Below are 22402 nucleotides of genomic sequence, written 5' to 3' on the forward strand. Positions count from 1 at the left end.
TGAGCCCAAACACAGCCGATTATGCAGGCATACCATAACGCACTGCTAAAGCTTGTGGATAGCCTCGCTCTTGAGTGAGTTTAATCGCGTACTGCTCGACCTCTTGTTCAGACCACTTTACAGCGACCGGATGCTGTGTTTCCACATTTTGGTTAGGATCGATGTCAAACCAGAATTGAAGCATTTTTTGCGCTGCGAGTAGTGTCGATGACGCTTTTACCACCTCTATTCTCGCGTAGTGGTTATCTTCAAAAGTCACATCTGCCGCTCTGAGTACTGGATCTGTGCCGGGAATTTGCTGAGCGCCAAATAATGCTTTTCCTCCTTTTACAGCAGAGTGATAGTCGGGAATGAACTGTGCCATGTGTTTGATGGCGTTGTTCGTTCGCTCTTCTAACACTTCTTCTCTCCAGCCGTTACGGATCTTCGAGAGTAAAGGCATAGGCAGTTCAGGTTGAGCAGATGAGTTCGTGCTCTCCACTAAACCATCTTCAAACAGCGTGATTCCTTTTGTCATACCATGAAGTTGAAAGTAACCATCGCCATAAGGCGTCAATTGAGCCATTCCTTTATCGGTTCCACGCGGGCCATGAAAAATAACTTCTGGCCATTGTTGTTGACAGTCTGCCCACCTCGTAACGTAAGCGGCTTTAAACTCCACCAACCTGTCTCGCTTGGCACCAACTGTGTTGTCAATTGAGCCTGTTTCAAAGCCACACGCGTTAACCAAGTAGTCGCATGTCATCAGGTAATCGATACCTTCACGTTCATAGCCAAGTTGCCAGTGTTCCCCCATCCAATCGGCTTGCTTAAACGTTGCTTGTGTGAAGACCGAAGCATTAGGAAGCGTATCTAGTGTTAAGTTGGCAATTGCGGCGAGGCGAAAAACACTCCAACCATATTCTTGAACTGCGACAACAGGATACTTTAGCGCTTCAAGATCAGCATGTTGAGCAAAAGGAATGCACCACTCATCGAAGTTTGTAGGATGACTTGGTTGAGTACGTTGCGCGAGAGCTTCTAGCTCCGCTTTTGAATACAGTTTGTAGTATTTGCTTGGCTCGCCGAGCACTTTATTACTCTCATCTTTATCAACGAGCGTCTGATAAGCACTTTTCACAACCTCTAATCGCGGAATTAGTGTGGATGGGTCTCCACCATCGGAATGAGGAACCGCGATGATTGTCGGACGAATATTCAGTGAAAGCGGATACAGGCGAACAGTATCAATAGATTGTGCTAACAAGTCTAAGCACTGTTGCTCGGAAATCTCTCGATATAAATTACCACCAGCATGCAAATGACAAATGGGTGGACCATTTACTAGTGATACGCCCTTCTCTATTACGGAAACTTTAAAACCCAGCTCCGCAAAATGAATTGCTGCTGTTGCACCTGCTACACCGCCACCAACAACAGCGATATGCTTATCTTTATAACTTGGAAACTCAGACTTCATTGCTTCACTAAAAATTTTATAAGGAAAATTCTTTACTAACGGTGGATTCTACTCGTGTTTGGACTTGATTAAAATCACAAAAAGTTCATGGGTTTGCGAAATATCCAACAGCGCCTGTAAAGTGCATTAAAGTAGAAAAAATTTGCGAAAAAGTACTTGACGACATGGTTAAGAAGACACTTTTTTGTGTCTATGTGAATAAGAATTTCACTGTAAGACCCATGGCGCAAAGCCTGCAGAAACACCCCACTTTTTACCCCATTTAGTTATCCCAAAAGTTATCCACTGTTTTTGTGGATAACTAAAATAAAAGTGTCATGGAGTGTTCCAAACTTGATAACACTCGCTGCGATTAAGTGTTTACTGGCGTTAACAATCTTTTCAACAAACTCATCACTACAAGTGCCAACGTAACAAATGTTGCAAGCGGTAAAGCTATCCACAATTCGGGGTGAATTTGTGCATTGAGATCGAACCCATATGTCATGACTGCGGCCACACAAACTTCCGCAGCGAATACCGCAACACCACTAGCAATCAACGCCATAATTCCGTACTCGGCCCACAGGGTTGTGTTGATCCGTTTCTTACTTGAACCTAATGTGCGATACAAACGAATCTCTTGTTGGCGTTGGGACAAGCTTAACCTCAGTAGCGTAAAGATGAGCAGCAGACCAGCAACAACGCCTAAAAGAGCAAGGATGGTGATTGCTGATACGATTTGCTGAATCAAAGCCTGAATTTTCTCGCCCATAGTTCGGATATCTAAAACAGAGACCGTTGGGTGAGCACGTGACATTGACGTCAACAACGCTTCATTTCCTTCTTCAATCCTATAACTGATGAGGTAAGAACCAGGTAAATTAGCCATCACGTCAGATGAGAAAATAAAATAAAAGTTAGGCTTCATGTCACGCCATTCGACATGACGGATGGTATCTACTACTGCATCGTAATTCTGACTGTTTATTACAAAGCGCAGCGTATCACCGAGTTTGATGCCTAAGTCATTTGCTACATCCGCTTCTACAGATACACTCCCTTTGTTTGTCCATTCACCCGAAAGCACGTCATTATATTCTGGTAGGGTATCTCCCCATGTCAGGTTTAGCTCTCGACGTATCGCGTCAGAACCTTCTCCTTCGTACTCAACCTCTTTAACATTTTGACCGTTAATCTCTGTTAGTCGTCCACGAATTATTGGATAAGCTTGTGACCGCGTAACTCCATTTTTATCTAGGGTTTCTAGGTAGTTATCGAGCTCATAATCACCAATGTTTAAAGCGAACACATTTGGCGCGTCTGCAGGTAAGGTTCTCTCCCAATCAGCGAGAATATCGCTGCGCACAAGCCAAATGATAGACAGCAACATCAAAGATAATGCCAAAGCACCAAACTGTAGACCGCTGGTTACTGGCGTCCGGTTGATACGACTCAACGCAAGCTTCATTGCAGGATGGGTTGACACACGTGCAAACAGCTTTGTGAGTGTGACGCTAACTGCTGCGAGTACCACAAACAGTACCGCTATACCAGTGAGCACGATCCAAACTAAGGTGTTATCTGCATACAGTAAAAGCAATGGAACAACGGGAACTAGAACAAGTAACATTCGCTTCCAGGAACGTTGCGCTTTGCCCTGCTGTAGCACTTCTAACGCGGGAGTTTTAATCAAGCCTAACAATGGTATACCGAGAGCGGGAACAGTAATCAAGACTGCAGAGATAAATGCCACCAAAAATGGTGTGACGCCGTAACTAGGGAGTGGATCGGGTAATAAGTCTTTGAGTGGAATGCGTAATAAATACTCCAACCCGCTCCCTAGCAGTAGGCCGACGACACTGGCACTAATGAGAAGGATTGTGACTTGAATAAATAACCACTTTTCAATCCATCGGCGGCTCGCACCAAGACTTTTCAACATCGCGATAGTTTGTGTCCGGCTGTTCACGTAATTTTGACAAGTAAGAACCAATGTTGTCGCCGCCATAATGATGACAATCGCTACGGTCAACGACAGATACTGCGTCGTGCGTTCAAAAACCTCATTACTACGACTGGCAGTATCTTGCGTGCGCCAGCGATCGCTCGGAGAAAGCTGCGTATCATCTTGCAAGCTCTTTAGTGTTTTGTCATCGGCTTGTAAAAACAGACGGTATTGAACTCGGCTCCCAACTTGAATTGCTCCTGTTTTATCTACGTCACTTTGATGAATGTATGCAGAAGGCATTTGCTGAAATGGATTAAAGCTCAAGCCTGGTTCCATCAATACTGCGCCTGATACAGTAAACTCGGCATCGCCTATCGTGACGCTGTCACCTGATTTTACGTTTAGTTGAGTCATAATCCGCTCATCAAGCCAGAGTTGGTTCTCTTTAACGCGACCGGCTGGATTATTTTCAAGAACGAGCTCTCCCATTAAAGGGTAATTATCATCCACCGCCCTTACAGAAATAAGCTGCATACCATTATCGCTAAATGCCATAGTGGCAAAGCGTGTCATCGTCGAACGTTCAAGGCTTTCAGTCGAGGCTAACAACATGTCCGGAATGGGATTAGCAGACACAAACACCGCATCTGCCGTTAATGCGTCCTTCCCCTGCTTGACGATCACCTGCTCCATTCGTTCTGCTAATGCAGAAAGCGCAAAGATACTCGCAATCACGAGAATAAGAGCAACGCTAATAGGCCAAAGATTCCCCTGCCTTATTTCGCCGAAACTCCAGCGTATCAAACTTTTATTCGGCGAGTGCTGTGTTGTACTGTTTTGCTCTGTGGATGTTGCTTCACTTGATGATACTGCAGACATTATATCTCCTCCTTAAGCTCACCCGCCTCCATACGATAGATACGGTCACATCGGCTTGCTAGGTGACCATCGTGTGTTACTAAAATCAGAGTTGTCCCGTGCTGTTCATTAAGATCGAATAGCAGCTCAATCACTTTGTCTGCGGTTTGATGGTCAAGATTGCCGGTAGGCTCGTCTGCGAACAACAGTTCAGGCTGTGTCATAAATGCACGCGCTAGCGCAACTCGCTGTTGTTCACCACCAGATAACTGGCTTGGTAGATGGTCGACTCGTTTTTCCAATCCAACAGCAGATAATAATTCCGCTGCTCTTGCTTCATCTTCGGCTTCACCACGTAAAAGACAAGGAAGCGTGACATTACGTAATGCACTCAAACTCGGGATTAACAAGAAACTTTGGAAAACGAAACCTAAAGAGTCAGCCCGAATTTTCGCACGTGCTTCATCGTCCAGTTTTGATAATTCATGACCTAATAAAGTAATTTCGCCTGATGTCGGCGTATCAAGACCAGCTAGCAACGTCATCAATGTTGACTTACCTGCACCGGAAGTTCCGACGATGGCGATTTTTTCTCCTTTTCGGATGTCAACATTTACGTCTTTGAGGATTGTTAATTGTTCTTGATTAGTAGAGACTTGTTTAGAAACCAAATTGGCTTGAACAATAGGTGCATTAAGTACAGGTGTTTGCATGATTCGTATACTTTCCTTAGTTCTATTTTTTTGTTTTTCCGCTACTGCACATGCGAGCGAAAAGCTACTTGTCTTGGGTGATAGCTTGAGTGCAGGCTATCAGATGCCGATCGAAGAGAGTTGGCCTAGCTTACTCCCTGATGCGTTGTCAGAACATGGTCAAGATGTAACAGTTATTAATGCCAGCATTTCTGGCGATACAACCGGCAATGGCTTAGCACGGTTACCTCAGTTGCTAGCTCAGCATAGCCCTGACATGGTACTTATTGAGTTAGGTGCCAACGATGGCCTAAGAGGTTTCCCTCCTAAACTTATTACGTCGAATCTTTCAAAAATGATTACCATGATAAAAGATTCTGGTGCGGACGTTGTCATGATGCAAATTCGGGTTCCACCTAATTATGGTAAGCGCTATAGCGATATGTTTTACGATATCTACCATAAGCTTGCACAGCATCAACAAGTTGCCTTGATGCCATTCTTCTTAGAGCATGTTGTCACCAAACCAGAATGGATGATGGATGATGGCCTTCACCCAAAACCAGATGCACAACCTTGGATCGCTGATTTCGTTGCTCAAGAATTAATTAAACATCTCTAATTTTAATGGTCTAGCTCAATAAGTTTTACGTAACTTTACGTTAATCTATTTTCAATTCCACTCATCGAGGATAGATAACAACATGCGAATAGAACCGTTAATTCAAGGTGTTGTTGCTCGCTCTGCGCACCCCAAAGGGTGTCATGCATCTATTAAAGAGCAAATTGAATACGTAAAGCACGCCCCACAGATCAAAAAAGGCCCAAAACGGGTTTTGATTATTGGTGCCTCCTCTGGTTTCGGCCTAGCGGCACGAATAGCCCTAACGTTCGGTGGCGCTAACGCCGATACCATTGGCGTCTCATTTGAGCGTGGCCCTTCAGAGAAAGGGGGTGGGAGTGCGGGTTGGTATAACAACGTCTTTTTTAAGCAAGAAGCAAATCAAGCCGGGCGTACCGCAATAAATATTGTTGGCGATGCATTCTCTGGTTCGGTGCGCAATCAAGTGATTGAAGCCATTGAAACGTACTTTGAGGGTGAAGTTGACTTAGTCATCTATAGCTTGGCAACCGGTGTTCGACCTAAACCTGAATCTGATGAGTTTTGGCGCAGTGTCATTAAACCTATTGGTGAACCTGTCACTGGCGCTTCTATCATGCTCGAGAACGATAAGTGGATAGAAACCACCTTAACGCCTGCAACAGAAGAGGAAGCCAATGCCACCATTAAAGTAATGGGCGGAGAAGACTGGGAAAGCTGGATTGACACACTCATCAATAACGACTCTATCGCAAACGGCTGCAAAACCATCGCCTTTTCTTACATGGGCCCTGACATTACGCACCCAATTTATCTCGATGGTACGTTAGGTCGAGCGAAAATCGATTTACACCAAACCAGTCATTCATTAAACCTCAAACTCGCCAACTTTGACGGCGGTGCTTACGCAACCGTGTGTAAGGCGTTGGTGACGAAAGCCAGTGTATTCATCCCTGCGCTAAGTCCCTACCTGTTAGCGCTTTATCGAGTGATGAAGGAAAAAGGTACTCACGAACGCTGTATTGAACAAATGCAGCGACTGTTTACTACGAAGTTATACGATCAAGAGAAAGTGCCAGTTGACGGCGAACGCTTGATTCGAATAGATGACTTGGAACTTGAACCGCAAGTTCAACAAGAAGTCCACGCTCTTTTAGAACAGATGAATGCTGAAAACTTTAAAGAGATTGGTGATTACCAAGGTTTTAAAGATGAGTTTATGAAGCTCAATGGCTTTAACTTTGAAGATGTCGACTATTCGCAAGACATTTCTATTGAATCGTTAATGTCGCTTAAGCCTTGATACTTGTTACCTGTTTCAAGGATGAGATATGTGACAACTATTCCTAGTCCTGAACACTTTTCAGGACTTTTTTTTGTTTCGAGCCCTAGCCACCCTATACTTAATTAAAAAGCGAGAACAAAATAAAGCAGTCTGCATTTTTAATTCACAGGAAGTGAAACCACGTAAAGGATGACCTATATGGGGAGATTGCAAACATTAGACTACGAAATCCCTGAGTCTATGCGAAGAAGTTGGCAGGAAATCGTCAACTTACTGGCTCAAATAACACACGTACCCACCACATTAATTATGCGTATCCATCCGGATCGCATAGAAGTAAATACATCTAGCGAAACTCTAGGTAATCCTTATCGTACTGGCGATGCAGAGCTGCTTGGTAACGGTTTGTATTGCGAGCAAGTTATAGAACAGAAAGGCGAGCTTGTAATCCCCAATGCGCTTGAAGATGAAGAATGGCAAAATAACCCAGACATCAAACTAGGCATGATTTCTTATTGCGGCTTACCGCTATTCTGGCCAAATGGGGAGACATTTGGAACAATCTGTATGCTTGACTCTGAGAGAAACGAGTACAACGATAGTTACCGTCAGTTGCTTGAAACTTTCAAAGATTCAATCGAAGCACAGCTTTCAGTTGTGTACCAACAACATAAACTTCAGCGACTTAACACCGAGCTAAAGAGTCGAATTGAAAATCGTACCACGGATTTAGCCCAGTTAAGTTACTCCTTAACACAAGAAATTGATCGCCGTAAAGCCGCGGAAAAACAAGTGAGCTACCAAAAAACACATGATCAGGGGACTGGGTTTCTAAATCGCTCTGCACTTGAGAACATTGTCCAATACACCTTACAGTCCCTTGATAGTGATCAGCAATCGCTTGTGGTCATCAACATTGGTTTTAGTAACGCTCGCAGTATTCAGACCAGGCACGGGTTCGAGGTCTTTGACAACATTTTAAAAGAATTTCACTCCAGATTAACCAGACACGGTGCTAGCGGATTTATCACTGGTAGACCAAGTTCGAATGACATGGTTTTATTGATTTGGGGAGAGGATATTGAAGCTCGGTTAAATCAACTATTAGATGATATCACTAAAATTAGCGTAGATGGATTTGTCTTCAACAAAACAGAAATACATTTGCACACGTATATCGGTATAGTTCAAGCTTACAAAGATTGCAGCAATGCTAAGCGTATCCTTCAACATGCATGTTACGCGATGCTTCTATGTAAAGAATCCGGCGAACCTTTTAGTTATTTTAGAGAAAATCATTCGGCGGATCTCAATAGTCACAATGAACTGGAAAGTTACCTTTTACAAGCAGTGCGTAACGACGATTTAGTGTTGTACTTTCAACCTCAAGTAGACTCCAAAACACGTAAATGGATTGGCGCAGAAGCCTTGCTTCGCTGGAGACATCCAATACTTGGCGACGTTTCCAACGAAGCATTGATACATATGGCGGAACAAAACGGGCTTATCTTTGAAGTTGGCTCTTTTGTTCTGCGTACCGCGATAGACAAAGCGAAACAATGGTCTGAGTTAATCGATAACTTCAAAATTGCCGTCAACGTTTCTCCCATTCAATTACAAAACGTAAATTTTGCAGAACAAGTGCAACACCTACTCGACACTTTCCATTTGCCAGCACACTTTCTCGAACTCGAAGTAACCGAGAGCGCTCTAATTGCCGATGAAATAGTAGCACGCACAACGTTAAATAAGTTGCACAAACTAGGTGTGACATTGTCACTTGATGATTTTGGTACAGGATATGCCTCGTTCAGCTATTTAAAGAAATATCCGTTTGATGCCATCAAAATTGATAAAAGCTTCGTCCAGCAAATGGAAAAGTCAGATGATGATCGCGAGATCATTTGTTCAATCATACACATTGCAAAAAAACTGGAACTCCAAGTAGTGATCGAGGGCATTGAATCCCACCAACAAGAGCAGTTTCTTATTGGTGAGGGTTGTGATATCGGACAAGGTTTTCTTTATGGTAAACCTATGCCTTGTAATGAATTTGAGCAAAGTTTGTTTAATCAGCGCCTTTCTGGCGGGCAATACGCCTACTCTTCCTAAGCATTCTCTTTACTATGAGGGCGGTGGTTTCTATAATCGCCGCCCGCTTCTATTAAAAGGCCAATATCTTCATGGATCAGTTGACTGCCACGCTTAAGAAAATTGAAAAGCAGAACTACCGAGCTTATCAGCAAATCAAAGGTCAATACGACTTCACTGATTTCACTTTGTTTATCGATCATGTACAGGGTGACCCTTATGCATCGGCGTCACGTTTTCGTGCGACTCGCGCATGGTCTTTGACTGGTCTTGAGTGGCTAAGAGACGAGTCTCCTGCATTTCAAAGAGGTGCACGTGATTTTATTGCGCGTAGTTTTGAACAGTTTGCTAAACAAGAAAACTCAGTATCAATTTCACTGACAGGCCAAACTGTACTGGATAGCACCGCGGTGTTGTTTACTGAAGAAGGTATTGAACTGCGTTTTCGAGTTAACTTACCGGCTGAAGGTCGTTCAGTATTGGGGAAAAAAGCCAACAACATACTGACTTTCCACCTGCCTAAGTTTATCCGTCGAGCAACTTTAGAGCGTGAACTCGACAAAGCCGCTTTAATTAAGCACTGCCAAGTTGTTGAAGACCAAGATGCCCTGCGAGAACAGTTAGAGGCCAATAACTTAGTCGCGTTTGTCGCAAACGGCAGTATTCTTCCTCGAATTGCAGGTAATTGCGACCTTCCAATGAAAGAAGCCGTTGAGTTTAAAGCCCCTGAATCTCTACAAGCCACTTTACATGCGCCAAACAAGGGCCATGTCACAGGATTAGGAATTCCAAAAGGTATCACACTGATCGTAGGTGGCGGCTTCCACGGTAAATCTACCTTATTAAATGCAATAGAGCGTTCAATTTACGATCATATTCCAGGAGATGGCCGCGAATACATTGTTGCCGATAACAAGGCTATGAAGATTCGTGCCGAAGATGGCCGATGCGTACACCACTTGAACCTGTCGAACTACATCAACCATTTACCGATGGGTAAAGATACGGCGGACTTTTCTACTCAAGACGCATCAGGCTCAACGTCGCAAGCCGCTTGGCTTCAAGAGTCTATTGAAGCGGGTGCAAGCACATTATTGATTGATGAAGATACTTCTGCTACCAACTTCATGATTAGAGATGAGCGTATGCAGGCATTGGTGGCAAAAGGTGATGAGCCAATTACTCCTCTCGTCGACCGCATTGGTCAATTACGAGATGATCTTGATATCTCTACCATTATCGTTATGGGTGGGTCGGGCGACTACTTAGACGTTGCCGATACCGTCATTCAAATGCACGACTACCAAGCCGTTGATGTGACTGAAAAAGCGAAAGAAGTTATCGCTCAGCACCCTACTCAACGCCATAACGAGTCAGAAGAACGTTTACAGACCTTCCCACCTCGAGCACTGAACCGCGTTGCGTTGATGAATATTCTGACTGACGGCAAGTTCCGTGTGAATGCGAAAGGCAAAGAGTCACTTCGATTTGGTAAAGAGTTTACTGATCTTAGCGCTTTGGAACAGATAGAGTCAGCCGATGAAGTCAACACAATTGGCTGGTTATGGTTCCAAATTGCTCAACTTCCAGGTTGGTGTAATCATCCGGCGAAGGAGATTGAAGAAATGCTGTCTGGTGAGTGGCATGCCGCTCTTCCTAAACAAGGCGACTTAGCCAAACCACGCACACTAGACGTTATGGCTGCCCTCAACCGCATGCGAAAATCTCAGTTTAAGTCATCATGCTAGTTTTGATACGCTGACAGAGACAGTTCAATCAAAAGGCAGCTATAGTTAGCTGCCTTCCTTTATCTTTATTCTTAGCGAATCATTCGTTTCTCAGTACATTCCACGCTTCACAAAGAACTCTAAATCTTTCTGCATCGCCATTTTCTCGATCAGGATGCCAACGAAGCGCGAGTTTTCGCCATTGTTTTCTAATTTCCGCAGGCGTAGCGTCAGTGTTAAGTTCAAATAGTGACAGTGCCTTTGTCTTATCTACGCTGGCTACTGACGAACCACCGATGAACTTTTGATAAGTTGTCCAAAATTCATTCAACAGTCGACGCACTTCATCTTCGTCCGCTTCGTAATTGCGCCAATCTAAGTAATACTCACGCAAAGGATCATGAATATCGATCTTATGCCTCAAAGCTTCCATCGAAGACATGAGCTGAATATCCATGGCTTCGACTTGAAGCCAGCTATCCGGATACAGAGTGTCTTGCAGTTGATATAATGCATTCATGATCAGGAAGTTTCTTTTGAATAAATCCTTATCGGGAGAGTCGTCCAGCTTTGAAATATAACCTTGTTCACCCAACGAGCTTGCCAAGGTGTGCACTTTCCAATTAGAGGGCTGTTTTCTCAGAATTTCTAACATTGGCCAAAGCAGCGGATTTTCTATTGCATGAGGCTCAATACTATTGACAGTACGTTGTCCTTCCATTCATCCTCTCTGACACGAGTTTAGGGCCCCATTCACGGCACAAAAAACATAGTTTCCACTTTGTAGCATAAATGCAAAAAGGCCGATAGTCATTCACCATCGGCCTTTGTAAGGAGATCACGTAAAGGTTAAATAACCCCTAGCTCACGTAAACGTTCCATAAGGTAGCTATGTGCAGTGTAGCGCTCAGATAACACCACTTCCGGCTTTGGATGCAGGAACAACGGTAATGAGATACGTGACTTTTCTTGACGGCCACCCGTAGGGTTGATTACACGGTGAGTCGTTGAAGGGAAATAACCACCTGACGCTTCTTGAAGCATATCACCAATGTTGATGATTAAGTTCCCGAAGTCACATGGTACATCGATCCAATCACCCTCTTTACTCTTTACTTGCAGTCCAGGTTCATTAGCAGCAGGCAAAACCGTTAACAGGTTAATGTCTTCATGCGCAGCAGCACGAATAGCGCCTGGCTCTTCTTCGCCTGTCATCGGTGGGTAGTGAAGCACGCGTAGTAATGTTTTGTCACTGTTATTGATCATTTCTGACAACGCGATAGAGAACTTCTCTTGAACGTCCTTAGGTGCGTACGCTTCAACCCAACCTAATAGCTCTTGAGCAAATGCATTGGCACGCTCGTAGTACTCTAAGATTTCAGCTTTAAGCTGCTCTGGGATCTGCCCCCAAGGGTAAACATGAAAGTACTCTTTGATGTCTTTCACTTTGTGCCCTTTCGCCACTTCAGACACAGAAGGTGGGAAGTAGCCATCTTGGGTGTCTACGTTAAAGTGAAAATCATTCTTTTGATCTGAACAGAAAAACTCATGCCAGTTTTTGTAAATTGACTCTACAAGCTCTTGTGGAATCGGGTGGTTTTTCAACACACCAAACCCCGTTTCTCGTAGAGAGGTAACGAACTGTTGAGCAGCATCGTCAGCAAGATAATCGACAGTTTCCAGTTTCATGGCTTTACTTCTTTTTTATTAGACTGAATCATGGATTCTATGGATGGGCATGTTGTAAATCAAACTTTAATGAAAAGTGCACGCGCAAACGTTTTAATGTTGAGCAGTTTGCCAATAAATCAACATTTTCAGTGATCAAAAAACCCATTAAAATATCAATTGCACACCGTTCAATTAAGTGCAATCATTAACACAATCTATGGAGTCCCACTGTAAGATAAATTGAAGGATCAAATAACTCTATGAAAAGCACCTCGACACTCTTAGGATTAACGATTTTTTATGCCATCGTGTTTTTATTTTCTGCGTTGGAACCTAACTCACGTGCAGTTTGGTTTGCGGAGATTATCCCGGCGATTGGTATTCTTGTTGCTATTTGGGCGATTTCGATTCGCTATCAGTTCAGTAATACGGCTTACTTTTTAATGTTCATCTGGCTCTGTTTGCACACTATCGGTGCGAAATATACGTTCTCCGAAGTGCCGTTTGACTGGTTTAACGACATGATTGGTTCAGAGCGAAATAATTTTGATCGCGTTGCGCACTTTTCAATTGGCCTTTACGCATATCCGATCGCTGAATACTTGATAAACAAAAAACGGTTCAACAAAGCGTTCTCTTGCTGGTTTGCTTTGTTTGCTATCATGTCACTTGCTGCTGGCTATGAGATTATCGAATGGTGGTATGCGGAGTTGGCTGGTGGCGATGAGGGAATTGCCTTTCTGGGCTCGCAAGGTGACATATGGGACGCCCAGAAAGATATGTTGTGCGATACCGTTGGTGCAGTGTTGTCGTTATTCTTAATGTCGGCTCAACGTCGATTCTCTCAACCATTCTAAATAAGGGTTAAACCCATCAACAATTGGAACCTGTACGATTTGAGCGACCTCGTATTCGTGCAGGTTTTCTATTTTCTCTTCCACCAATTCATAAAGTTCTCGACGAGTTTTGATGACTAGCAACCATTCGTTGTCAGTACAAACCTCCCCTTTCCAAACGTAGTGGCTTTCAATAGGCATTGTTTGAATACACGCGGCTAATTGGGCATCTAGCAAACCTTTAATGATCTGATCTCGATTTTTTTCATTACTGGTTGTACTTAAAACCATGCAATAGTCATGTTTCATACTCATTTTCTAGCCCTTCATTATTTCATTGTCACTTTGCCGCCAATCATTTTGTAAGCGGGGGTTCCTCTTACTAAAGTATCTCTTGCAAACTCTTGTCCGCAAGCGGGGCAAATACATGGGGTTTGTGTGAAATCGTCAACAATGCGCTCTTTGAAGCATTTAACCAGTGCGCCTTTCCCGCCTTTACGGTACTTAAATAGTTGAGTTTTACACTTTGAGCAATAGATATCGACGGTTTTCGTCGGCTGCTTCTTATTCGGTTTCGCCATGGTTACTTTCTATATCCGGTTTGACCCATACATTATTAAAATCAAACCAACCTAAGGCATTACACTTTGCATTTTGTAACGCACCGCTGTGGTCTTTATTCACGCCTAGCCAACAGTGAAACATAGGAATCACCTGACAGCTTTTTACTAACTGTCGTCCTAGCTCACGCGCAGGAAAGTCTGTGTGCATCCCAGCACGCCATTGATCGACAAGTTTAGCCCATTCACTAAAATCGTAACCTGAACTGAACTTCTCAATATCACTGTAATCCAGGAGCCAGCCCGCCAACGCGTCATTTCGGTTCGTTGCAATGCCCATAGCTTTCACCCAGATATCCACTTCCTCCGGTGCGGGCGGTTGAGAATCATAACGAATAAACTCAACCTCTATACCGTGCGGTTTTAAGAGTGTCTTGATGGCCTTGGCAACTACTGGAAACATCGGATGCTTTTTCTGATACGCTACGGAAATTACCTTATTAGCCTGTGGTACGCTGCCCGCTTCTGCTGGCCTAAGATCAATCCAACCGGGCTTAAGGCCAAAGGCTTGCAATACTCCCAGTTCCATCACTTTATCTTGTGGGACATGCGCGTAAATCTGGTGACTGTTGAGGGTTTGCGAGAGGAACTCTGCCCAACGTGGATCTTTTGCAATCCCAGTGTTTTTGTTTAGTAATAGGAATGTACAGCCAGGGTCCAGCTCGACTTCATCGGATGAACCTTGTTTATCCATCTTCGGCTTTGACAGGCTTGGATAAACCATTGAAGAATAGGCTTCATCGATTACCCACACCTCCACTTGGTCAAGTAAAGGGCGAAAACCAAAGTAGCCATCAAAAGCAGTCAAAATAAGACGCTTATCATCATTCATTTTAACTTGGAACGGCCCTGTCCCTATCGGTTGTCTATCAAAGCTTTCAGAACGCAAAGCACTCGGTAGCAAAATTTTTGCTTGCGACTCACTCAGAGCCAGAGGCAGGTAGCGATCAGGACGGACGAGCTCAATATCAACGGTCCACTCTTGTGGTGAAGACACCCGCTTTATGTGAGAAAACAAGTTCAAGCCATTTAACGCAAGCACACTTTCAAGAACACAACTGGTTGTTAACGGTTCACCATTATGAAAGCGTACTCCACGACGAAGATAAAAACGCCAATGAGTATCAGAAATTGCTTCCCACGTGTGGGCTAAATCTGGTTGAAGTTGTTCATTTTCATCAAGGCGAGTGAGTCCGCTAAAAATTTGTCTGGCGATGTGCTGTTCAGAACGCCGCATCGGTTTCTGCGGGTTTAACATCGACAATGGTCGATAATAAGGCAAACGCACGACCTGCTCGCCCTGTCGATGCTGAAGCCCTAAATAACCTTGGATAACCTGCGTCAATCGTGCCGCATCGTTATCAAGCGCATCTAGAGCCTGACCGATTTTCCCTTCATCGAGATAACGCCTGGCGAGGTTTTCGCTGACGTCGCTTCGATTACGTTTAAAAACGAGTTTCGAAAGTTTTCCTCGACCCGCTGCCGGATGCCACTCAATCCAGCCCTCTTCTTCAAGTTTATTTAGAACAATACGAGCATTACGACGTGTACAAAACAACGCTTCCGTGATGTCTTCGAGCTGAACGTCCGTATCGTGACCGGAAAATTTTTCAAACAGTGTTTCGAACTGAACACGTAAACGAGGGCTACTCATAAAGAGGAAATTCTTATCTTGTTGTCGATAAGCTAAGTTTCCTCATTTTTTCCAAAAAGTGCAAACATCACACTATAAATTATTGAATATCGATACCAATTTCTCGCGAAAGTTCAGCCAGTTGTACCTCGTTGTCCAGCTTGATAGACCATTTGCACTCTGCTCCATGAGATAAAACAACGTTCGCTCCTCTACCCAGCAGCTGAATTGCATCGGTTTGCGCTTGCAAGGTTACCATTGCACTGCCGGAGAGCTTAATCACTATTTCACGCTGGGTTGCAATGATTTTTCCTAATGAAAACTCAATCACCATCTTAGTTTATACCGACTTTGTTTTGTGTTGTTTCACAGCGATGGTCAAGCGACTGGTACACACTAAACGGCCTCGCTCATCAGTGATATCGATTTGCCACACTTGCGTTGAAATACCCAGATGAAGCGGTTTTGCCGTACCAATCACATGACCACTTCGCATGGCTCGCACATGGTTCGCGTTAATATCTAAACCGACGCAGTAGCTGCCCTCATCGACAGAGAAGTTTGCAGCCAATGAGCCTAATGTTTCTGCGAGCACGACTGATGCACCACCGTGAAGCATTCCTAAAGGTTGATGAGTAAAGCTGCATACGGGCATGGTTGCTGTAAGGGAGTCGTCAGTGAAATCTGTATATTTAATTTGTAGGTGCTCGATCAGGGTATTTTTTGACGTGGCATTCAGAATCTCTATGCTTACGGGCTTTTTCCATATACTCATTGTTTTACTCTTAGTTTCACAAACTGGTTTGTTAGGTTGTAACGATGTGCTAAGAAGCTAGCATAGACGCTACCTGGGCATAACTTCAAGACGTAACATCTCACCTTATTTATTAATCAGATGAATAACTTGATCCATGCATCATGTTACTATTTGGGTATATACTATTGCTTCAAAACAAAAAATTAAATGGAGCCTGTTATGAAGGTATGGATGAAAGCCTCTGCTCTTTTAACTATCGCGGGTTTAACAGCGTGTAGCGCATCACCGACGGGTCGCAACCAGATCCTGATGTTTTCAGATCAGGAAATGTCATCGCTTGGCGCTAAATCTTTCGAACAAATGAAGAAAGATATCCCAATCAGCAAAGATCGCAAAACGAATGCCTACGTTCAATGCGTTGCCAAACACATCACTGACACCATTCCCGCTCAATCTGGATTTAAAGACTGGGAAGTCGTTGTTTTTGATAGTGAACAAGTCAATGCGTTTGCTCTACCAGGTGGGAAGATCGGCGTGTATACCGGGCTTTTAGATGTCGCGAAAAACCAAGATCAGTTGGCAACAGTCATTGGTCACGAAGTCGCTCACGTCCTCGCTGACCACAGTAATGAACGTCTCTCACAAAGTCAGTTAGCAAATGCAGGGTTGTCTCTAGCAAACGTTGCCATTGGCGCTTCCGAGTACAAACAGTATCAACAAATGACGATGGCGGCACTTGGTGTCGGTGTTCAATACGGTGTTATCTTGCCATACGGTCGTACTCAGGAATCCGAGGCTGATATTGTCGGGCTGGAATTCATGGCAAAAGCAGGTTTCGACCCACGTCAAAGTGTCGATTTATGGAAAAATATGAGTGCTGCATCAGGTGGTTCTCAACCACCTGAATTCTTCTCAACCCACCCATCGCACAGTACGCGCATTAAAGATTTACAAGCAACCATAAATAAGCTGCCTGCGTATAACGCGAAAGCACCAAGATGTGGCTAATTCATTGCTACTATCGTCTACTACTTAAGCTTGCCAAATAAAAAAGCTCCCTAGGGAGCTTTTTAATGATTCTAATCAAGTGCCCAATATCTGTAGCGGCAAACTTAACAAACTATCTCCGAGAGTGGCAAAGTACCAGATGATAGAAACAAAACCTCCGACAGAGACCAAGTACCAAGCAAGTGAAAATAGTTGCCCATAACGGGTTAATGGCAATAAATGGCTTTGATGTCGAGCTCTCCATTCCATCACCACTTCCAACATTCCCATTAACAATAAAAACCCTAGCAACGTCAGACCGAAATAGTAACTGATAAAAATGCCTAATAAAGCGGTCGCAATACTGCCAACTAACCCGACCCAAGTATTCATTGAGAAGGTAATACTTTTGAGCACATGGCCACCATCTAATGGTAAAATAGGCAGCAGATTAAATAGGTTTAGCAAGGCGTTAAACACAGCAAGCCCAGCGAAGATCACCTCACCAGTCATCCAATAAAGCAAAGTAAAAACAACACTAAGTACTAAACCGAAAAATGGTCCCATGATTGAGATAACCACATCCTGCCAGCGCGTGTTTATCTTTTCGTCACTTAGCGCCAAACCACCTAGGAATGGAATCAAATAGATCCCTTTGGTCTTCATTCCAAAATACTTCATCGCTCTAATGTGACCATATTCATGAAAAACCAAACAAGCGATCAACGCTAGCGCGAATTCGATGGAAAATAGCCAAGAATATGCAGCGAGACTTGCAGACGCTAACGCCACTTTAATAACTTTCGCACTTTTAAGTGCTTTCATCCCAAGAGATACGAGGCCTATTACACTTAAACGCTTTTCGGATGGTGGCGTAACTTCTGGCACTTGGCGCTCGATGTCTTTTTCATTTCGACAACCTTCGTTGACGAGCTCACCGTTAATTGTGACCTTGTAACTCAATTCAAACGGTTGCCATGTTAAAGAACACTCTAAATGACAGTTCAGGATTTCCTCACCCGCAGAGAGCTTAAACTGGTGTAGACAAGTCTCTGCGGTATTGTCACTGGCATCGATTTGAGACACCAACGTATTATCCCAATATAACTGCTGCCACCCAGCCATTGATCCTTCGAGCCTTAGCGAACGACCTAAAAATTCAACATTCAGTAATTCCAATGCGGTTCCTATTGCGTCTATTGAATAACTACATAGCGAGCGCGAATTATGCCTGTGAAGTGAAGAAACAGCAAAGCGAGCTATCTCTTGATTTGATCGTTATTTAACTATAAAGCTCGCAAAACAATTCTGGTCGTACCATTCTCTTCAAAAATATAACGATAATACATGCCCTTACAAGCCATCGTTTGACCTATGCATCATATTTAAAACGCAAAATACGCTCAAACTTTGACAAGTTATTAAACATACAATTAACATTACATTTACATCACCGTTGTATTTCGCGTATTAACAATTGGTGTAAGTACCACACAACAATTACAAGGACTTCGGTCCAGCATTATGACACCCTAGGAGGGTCAAGGATGAACAAGAAGCACTGCTCTCTGCTTACAATTTCAATATTGTTTGCGTGTAATGCCCACTCAGCGGGCTTCCAGGTAGCTGAACATTCGGCATCTGGTCTTGGTCGAGCATTTTCAGGGGAAGGGGCTGTCGCAGATAATGCAAGCGTCCTTGCTCGTAACCCTGCAGCAATGACACTTTTCAAAGAAGCTCAATTTTCGGGCGCGTTATCTATCATCGACCCTGAAGTCGATGTATACGACACTGTAAACAATGAACACGCGAAAGATGTCGCCCCTTTACAGATCGTGCCAGCAGGTTATTACATCAGCCCTATCAATGATAACTGGGCTTGGGGTATCGGTATGTTCACAACATACGGTGTTGCTACTGACTATCCAAATGATATTTCCGCTGGTGATATGGCGGGTGACACTTCCCTACTTTCAGTAAACATCAACCCTAATGTCGCTTACCGTATCAACGAGTCTTTCAGTGTCGGTGGTGGTATCAACCTAGTATACGCTGAAGCAGAGCTGACTCGCCACAAAGGCGCACTTGCCGGAATTTTAGGTGGTAATAAGTCCGATAACCTTGTCGGCATGGAAGGTGAAACTTTCGCTTGGGGTTGGAATGTCGGCGCTTTATTTGAGCTAAATGAAAACAACCGTTTTGGCTTTGGCTACCGCTCTAAGGTTGATCTAGATTTTGATGACGGTGAGTTTAGTAGTTACGACTCTGGTCGAGCTTCATCACCAAAAGTTGATGGCCGTTTAAAAATTTCTCTCCCTTCAATTATCGAATTATCGGCTTTCCATCAACTGAATGAACAATGGGCTGTACATTACGGCTGGCAACAAACCGACTGGAGCACATTTAAAGAACTAAAAGCGACCAGTAACGAATGTAATGACGGAGTATGTTTCTTTAAACCTGAGAAATATGAAGACAACAATCGCTACTCCGTTGGTGCAACTTACATACTTAATACAGACTGGACATTCCGTGCAGGCTTTGCGTACGACGAACAAGCAGGTGAAGCAACATTGAGTATCCCTGACAGTGACCGTTTTTGGTACAGCGCGGGCCTAACTTACGCAATGAATGAGAATTTAACTTTCGATGCAGGCTTTGCACTTGTTAAGAGTAAATCAGGCTCTTTCACTGAGAAAAATGCTCTGGGTGAAGAGATTAAGTTTGACTCAGAAGGTACTGCTTACATCAGCGCGGTACAGATGAACTACACCTTCAAATAATGGGATTACGGAGTAAACCAATGAAACACACGTTTAAATTATCAATGCTTTGTTCTGCAATCCTTCTTGCTGGTTGTGGTGATGATACCTCCAGCTCTGGTACTTCCGACAAAGTTCAATTTGAAGATGAAGTCCAAGCATTGCTTGATCGCGAAACATCCATCAGTTTTACGCTTCAAGGAGCGAACGCAGATGTACCGGCACCGTCTTACTTATTAATGGACACAAGCGATGGTACGCTTGGTCTGCCAACTGATGGCGATGATGCTTTAACCAACCCTAGAGCCTCAATGAACACGATGGATGGATGGTCAACGTCTATGCCAATCGTTCTTAACTTCAACGGCGACGGTTTTGCAACGGGCATGCTGTCGTCTGGTGTTAAAGTCATCAAGATTAACCAACGCTTAACCGAGTGGGACGGTAAATCTAACCCAATCGAAGAGGTACTCGTTCAGAATCAGGACTACGTAGTTCAAGCAAAAGGTAGCTCTCTATACATCCAGTTCTTGGCTGCACTTGATGAGTCAAGCGAGTACATTTTTGCGGTTACACAAGATGTTACTGACGTGAATGGTGAGCCAATTGGTACATCAGCCAGTTATGCGACAGGTAAATCGAAAGAAATCGTTTATGAAACTGGCGACCTTGCTTCTGTTCAAGCAGTCACTCAGGCGGTTGAAGGCATTTTTGGTCTAGCTCAAGTTAATCCTAACGACATCGTTTACTCCTCATGGTTCAGTACCCAGTCTGTAGGTGATACGTTAGCGGCAGTCAAAGGAGTAACCGCTACTGGTTTTTCTACTGGCGCAAACACACTAAATACCGTTTACAAAAATGACTCAAACGAAGGTTCAGTAGACTTATCAACGGCCTACACAATAACGCTCGGTGAAACCCAAGACTTTAGCACTGCGCTAGACTCTGACGATGACTTTAGTAAATACATTAGCGATCTAGACGCAGCTAAAACGGCAATTAAAGGCCTTTACATGCAATCAGGTGCCGATGTAAGCGTGACACAAGGTGTGGTAAGACTGCCTCATTACTTGGAAAAAGGCGCAAGCTGGAACATGCAACCAATGGTATCTGCGATGCCAAGCCTAGCGAAGCTAAGCGCAGCATTAGCGGATCCGAACGAGCAAGCAAACATGGTTCAGCAGCTATCAACAGGCGTTTTTGCAAATGATCCTGTTGATGTGACAAAGCTTGCTACAGATCCTACAGAGCAGCTAAAACTTGTTGGAGCTAAGCTTACTCTTACCGATGGTACCCAGCTTGATAGTGAGCGTATTATTACTCGCTACTCGCCTGTTCCCGTAGTGAAATCGGTTGAAGATGTCGAAGTACTGGTCTTCACACCTAAATCTGGCGTCGCGACAGACGTTGTGATTTATCAACACGGCATCACCTCAGCGAAAGAGAATGCGTACGCGTTCGCGTTCAATATGGTAAAAGCAGGTGTGGCAGTTATCGCTATTGACTTACCTATTCATGGTACGCGCAGCTTAGATGAACAACGTTCCGCAAATGCGAATGTACTGGCTTATCTAAATCTTTCCAACTTAGCCGTTGCGCGTGACAACCTACGTCAGAGTGTTCTGGATGTGTTAGGTTTGCGCGCTAGCTTAGTAGTATCTGCTCAAGGCGATCTTTTTGCTGGAGGTCCTCTGCAAGGCTTCAACCCAATGACGGGTTCAAAAGTCAAAATGCTAGGTCATTCACTTGGCGGTATTGTAGCTACATCTGCCGTCGCAGCAGCAAACAATACACTGGGCAGCCCTTCTGCGGATGCGCTGTACACCTTTAGTTCTGCATCAGTACAGAACTCTGGTGGACAAATTGGTAATTTGTTACTGGGTTCAGACAATTACGGCCCTCAGATCAAACATAACCTCGCTTATGCAGCATCAAAAGACTATGCGAATTACGCTGATGCATCATGTGCGGATCTAGAAGATAAAACATGTTACGAAGCTTTTGAGGCTGCGGCAACGGAAGCTCAAGTAGCAGCGCTAGAAGCAGGTTTCTCACAATTTATCTATGCAGCACAGACTACACTAGACACTGTCGATCCGTTCACAAACGCTTCAGATTTAGTGGCATCTGGTTCGCTAACGACACCATTCTTTATGACAGAAGTGGATGGCGATAGCACAGTACCAAACAGTGTTCCAAATGCACCATTCGCGGGTACTGAACCGCTTGCTAATAAGCTAGGGTTGAAGACTGTGAACAGTACGGACACTGATGTGAATGCAACTGCGAGCTTTGTACAGTTTAATGCTACTGCATCGCACAGTACTTTTGCTTCGCCAAATGGCACTCTGTCTGATATTGATCATCATGTAGAGATGCAGATGGAAAACACTGACTTCTTAATGGATGACGCACTAACAGGTGTCACTAACACTTCTGTTTTGAAGTAATCGCAACATCCTTCCTACCAAAGCCCAGTTTCTACTGGGCTTT

The 22402-nt window shown here is 44.0% G+C and carries 19 protein-coding genes; 8 read left to right on the plus strand and 11 right to left on the minus strand.

The window, feature by feature from the left end; genetic code table 11:
* Positions 1–19 precede the first annotated feature (19 nt).
* The 3 genes from MTF70_RS16075 to MTF70_RS16085 form a co-directional block, all read right to left on the minus strand.
* The gene (locus MTF70_RS16075) at positions 20–1459 is read right to left on the minus strand and encodes an FAD-dependent oxidoreductase (protein ID WP_025767775.1); all 1440 of its coding nucleotides are present in this window, start codon (positions 1457–1459) and stop codon (positions 20–22) included.
* Between the two features lie 352 nt (positions 1460–1811).
* Positions 1812–4268 (minus strand): FtsX-like permease family protein, encoded by a 2457-nt coding sequence (locus tag MTF70_RS16080; protein ID WP_042520861.1) that lies wholly within the window; start codon positions 4266–4268, stop codon positions 1812–1814.
* A complete protein-coding gene (locus MTF70_RS16085; RefSeq protein ID WP_025767777.1) occupies positions 4268–4960 on the minus strand; it encodes an ABC transporter ATP-binding protein in 693 nt (230 codons plus the stop codon). Before MTF70_RS16085 ends, MTF70_RS16080 begins: the two co-directional genes overlap by 1 nt.
* Here MTF70_RS16085 and MTF70_RS16090 point away from each other — a divergent pair.
* The 4 genes from MTF70_RS16090 to MTF70_RS16105 all read left to right on the plus strand — a co-directional run bounded on the left by MTF70_RS16090 (position 4959) and on the right by MTF70_RS16105 (position 10664).
* Positions 4959–5561: an arylesterase gene (locus tag MTF70_RS16090; protein WP_248394079.1), complete on the plus strand. Its 603-nt coding sequence runs from the start codon at positions 4959–4961 to the stop codon at positions 5559–5561. The two genes, MTF70_RS16085 and MTF70_RS16090, sit on opposite strands and share 2 nt — an antisense overlap.
* Positions 5562–5643: 82 nt before the next feature.
* Positions 5644–6843, plus strand: a complete 1200-nt coding sequence (gene fabV, locus MTF70_RS16095) for an enoyl-ACP reductase FabV (RefSeq protein WP_025767779.1) — start codon at positions 5644–5646, stop codon at positions 6841–6843.
* Positions 6844–7023: 180 nt separating this feature from the next.
* Positions 7024–8937, plus strand: coding sequence for a sensor domain-containing phosphodiesterase (locus MTF70_RS16100; RefSeq protein WP_017634164.1), 1914 nt, complete (start codon positions 7024–7026; stop codon positions 8935–8937).
* A 71-nt stretch (positions 8938–9008) separates the two neighbouring features.
* Positions 9009–10664, plus strand: coding sequence for an ABC-ATPase domain-containing protein (locus tag MTF70_RS16105; protein ID WP_025767781.1), 1656 nt, complete (start codon positions 9009–9011; stop codon positions 10662–10664).
* Between the two features lie 79 nt (positions 10665–10743).
* Here MTF70_RS16105 and MTF70_RS16110 read toward each other — a convergent pair whose 3' ends face one another.
* Both MTF70_RS16110 and MTF70_RS16115 read right to left on the minus strand, forming a co-directional pair.
* The gene (locus MTF70_RS16110; protein WP_005376328.1) at positions 10744–11364 is read right to left on the minus strand and encodes a DNA-J related domain-containing protein; all 621 of its coding nucleotides are present in this window, start codon (positions 11362–11364) and stop codon (positions 10744–10746) included.
* Positions 11365–11492: 128 nt separating this feature from the next.
* A complete protein-coding gene (locus tag MTF70_RS16115; RefSeq protein ID WP_005376329.1) occupies positions 11493–12332 on the minus strand; it encodes a 2OG-Fe(II) oxygenase family protein in 840 nt (279 codons plus the stop codon).
* A 242-nt stretch (positions 12333–12574) separates the two neighbouring features.
* Here MTF70_RS16115 and MTF70_RS16120 point away from each other — a divergent pair, with 242 nt between their 5' ends.
* On the plus strand, positions 12575–13171 hold the full coding sequence (locus MTF70_RS16120; RefSeq protein ID WP_005376330.1) for a DUF2238 domain-containing protein: 597 nt from the start codon (positions 12575–12577) through the stop codon (positions 13169–13171).
* Here the strand turns inward: MTF70_RS16120 and cutA are convergent.
* The 5 genes from cutA to MTF70_RS16145 all read right to left on the minus strand — a co-directional run bounded on the left by cutA (position 13133) and on the right by MTF70_RS16145 (position 16178).
* Complete coding sequence (gene cutA / locus MTF70_RS16125; RefSeq protein ID WP_017634166.1) at positions 13133–13465, minus strand: divalent-cation tolerance protein CutA; 333 nt, start codon at positions 13463–13465, stop codon at positions 13133–13135. The two genes, MTF70_RS16120 and cutA, sit on opposite strands and share 39 nt — an antisense overlap.
* 14 nt (positions 13466–13479) lie before the next feature.
* Positions 13480–13731, minus strand: coding sequence for a hypothetical protein (locus MTF70_RS16130; RefSeq protein ID WP_017634167.1), 252 nt, complete (start codon positions 13729–13731; stop codon positions 13480–13482).
* Positions 13715–15424 (minus strand): SgrR family transcriptional regulator, encoded by a 1710-nt coding sequence (locus MTF70_RS16135; protein ID WP_005386283.1) that lies wholly within the window; start codon positions 15422–15424, stop codon positions 13715–13717. Before MTF70_RS16135 ends, MTF70_RS16130 begins: the two co-directional genes overlap by 17 nt.
* A 79-nt stretch (positions 15425–15503) precedes the next feature.
* The gene (locus tag MTF70_RS16140) at positions 15504–15737 is read right to left on the minus strand and encodes a DUF3389 domain-containing protein (protein ID WP_005386281.1); all 234 of its coding nucleotides are present in this window, start codon (positions 15735–15737) and stop codon (positions 15504–15506) included.
* A gap of 6 nt (positions 15738–15743) precedes the next feature.
* Complete coding sequence (locus MTF70_RS16145) at positions 15744–16178, minus strand: hotdog fold thioesterase (RefSeq protein ID WP_005376340.1); 435 nt, start codon at positions 16176–16178, stop codon at positions 15744–15746.
* A 201-nt stretch (positions 16179–16379) separates the two neighbouring features.
* Here MTF70_RS16145 and MTF70_RS16150 point away from each other — a divergent pair, with 201 nt between their 5' ends.
* Positions 16380–17168: a M48 family metallopeptidase gene (locus MTF70_RS16150; protein WP_017634168.1), complete on the plus strand. Its 789-nt coding sequence runs from the start codon at positions 16380–16382 to the stop codon at positions 17166–17168.
* A 75-nt stretch (positions 17169–17243) separates the two neighbouring features.
* Here the strand turns inward: MTF70_RS16150 and MTF70_RS16155 are convergent, their stop codons facing one another.
* On the minus strand, positions 17244–18272 hold the full coding sequence (locus tag MTF70_RS16155) for a site-2 protease family protein (RefSeq protein WP_042520855.1): 1029 nt from the start codon (positions 18270–18272) through the stop codon (positions 17244–17246).
* A gap of 422 nt (positions 18273–18694) precedes the next feature.
* On the opposite strand from MTF70_RS16155, the gene MTF70_RS16160 reads away from it, so the two are divergent.
* On the plus strand, positions 18695–19930 hold the full coding sequence (locus MTF70_RS16160; protein WP_042520853.1) for an outer membrane protein transport protein: 1236 nt from the start codon (positions 18695–18697) through the stop codon (positions 19928–19930).
* Between the two features lie 20 nt (positions 19931–19950).
* A complete protein-coding gene (locus tag MTF70_RS16165) occupies positions 19951–22359 on the plus strand; it encodes a VolA/Pla-1 family phospholipase (protein ID WP_205461043.1) in 2409 nt (802 codons plus the stop codon).
* Positions 22360–22402 lie beyond the last annotated feature (43 nt).

The organism is Vibrio sp. 2CM40D (genome assembly GCF_023161825.1).
GTDB lineage: Bacteria > Pseudomonadota > Gammaproteobacteria > Enterobacterales > Vibrionaceae > Vibrio > Vibrio alginolyticus.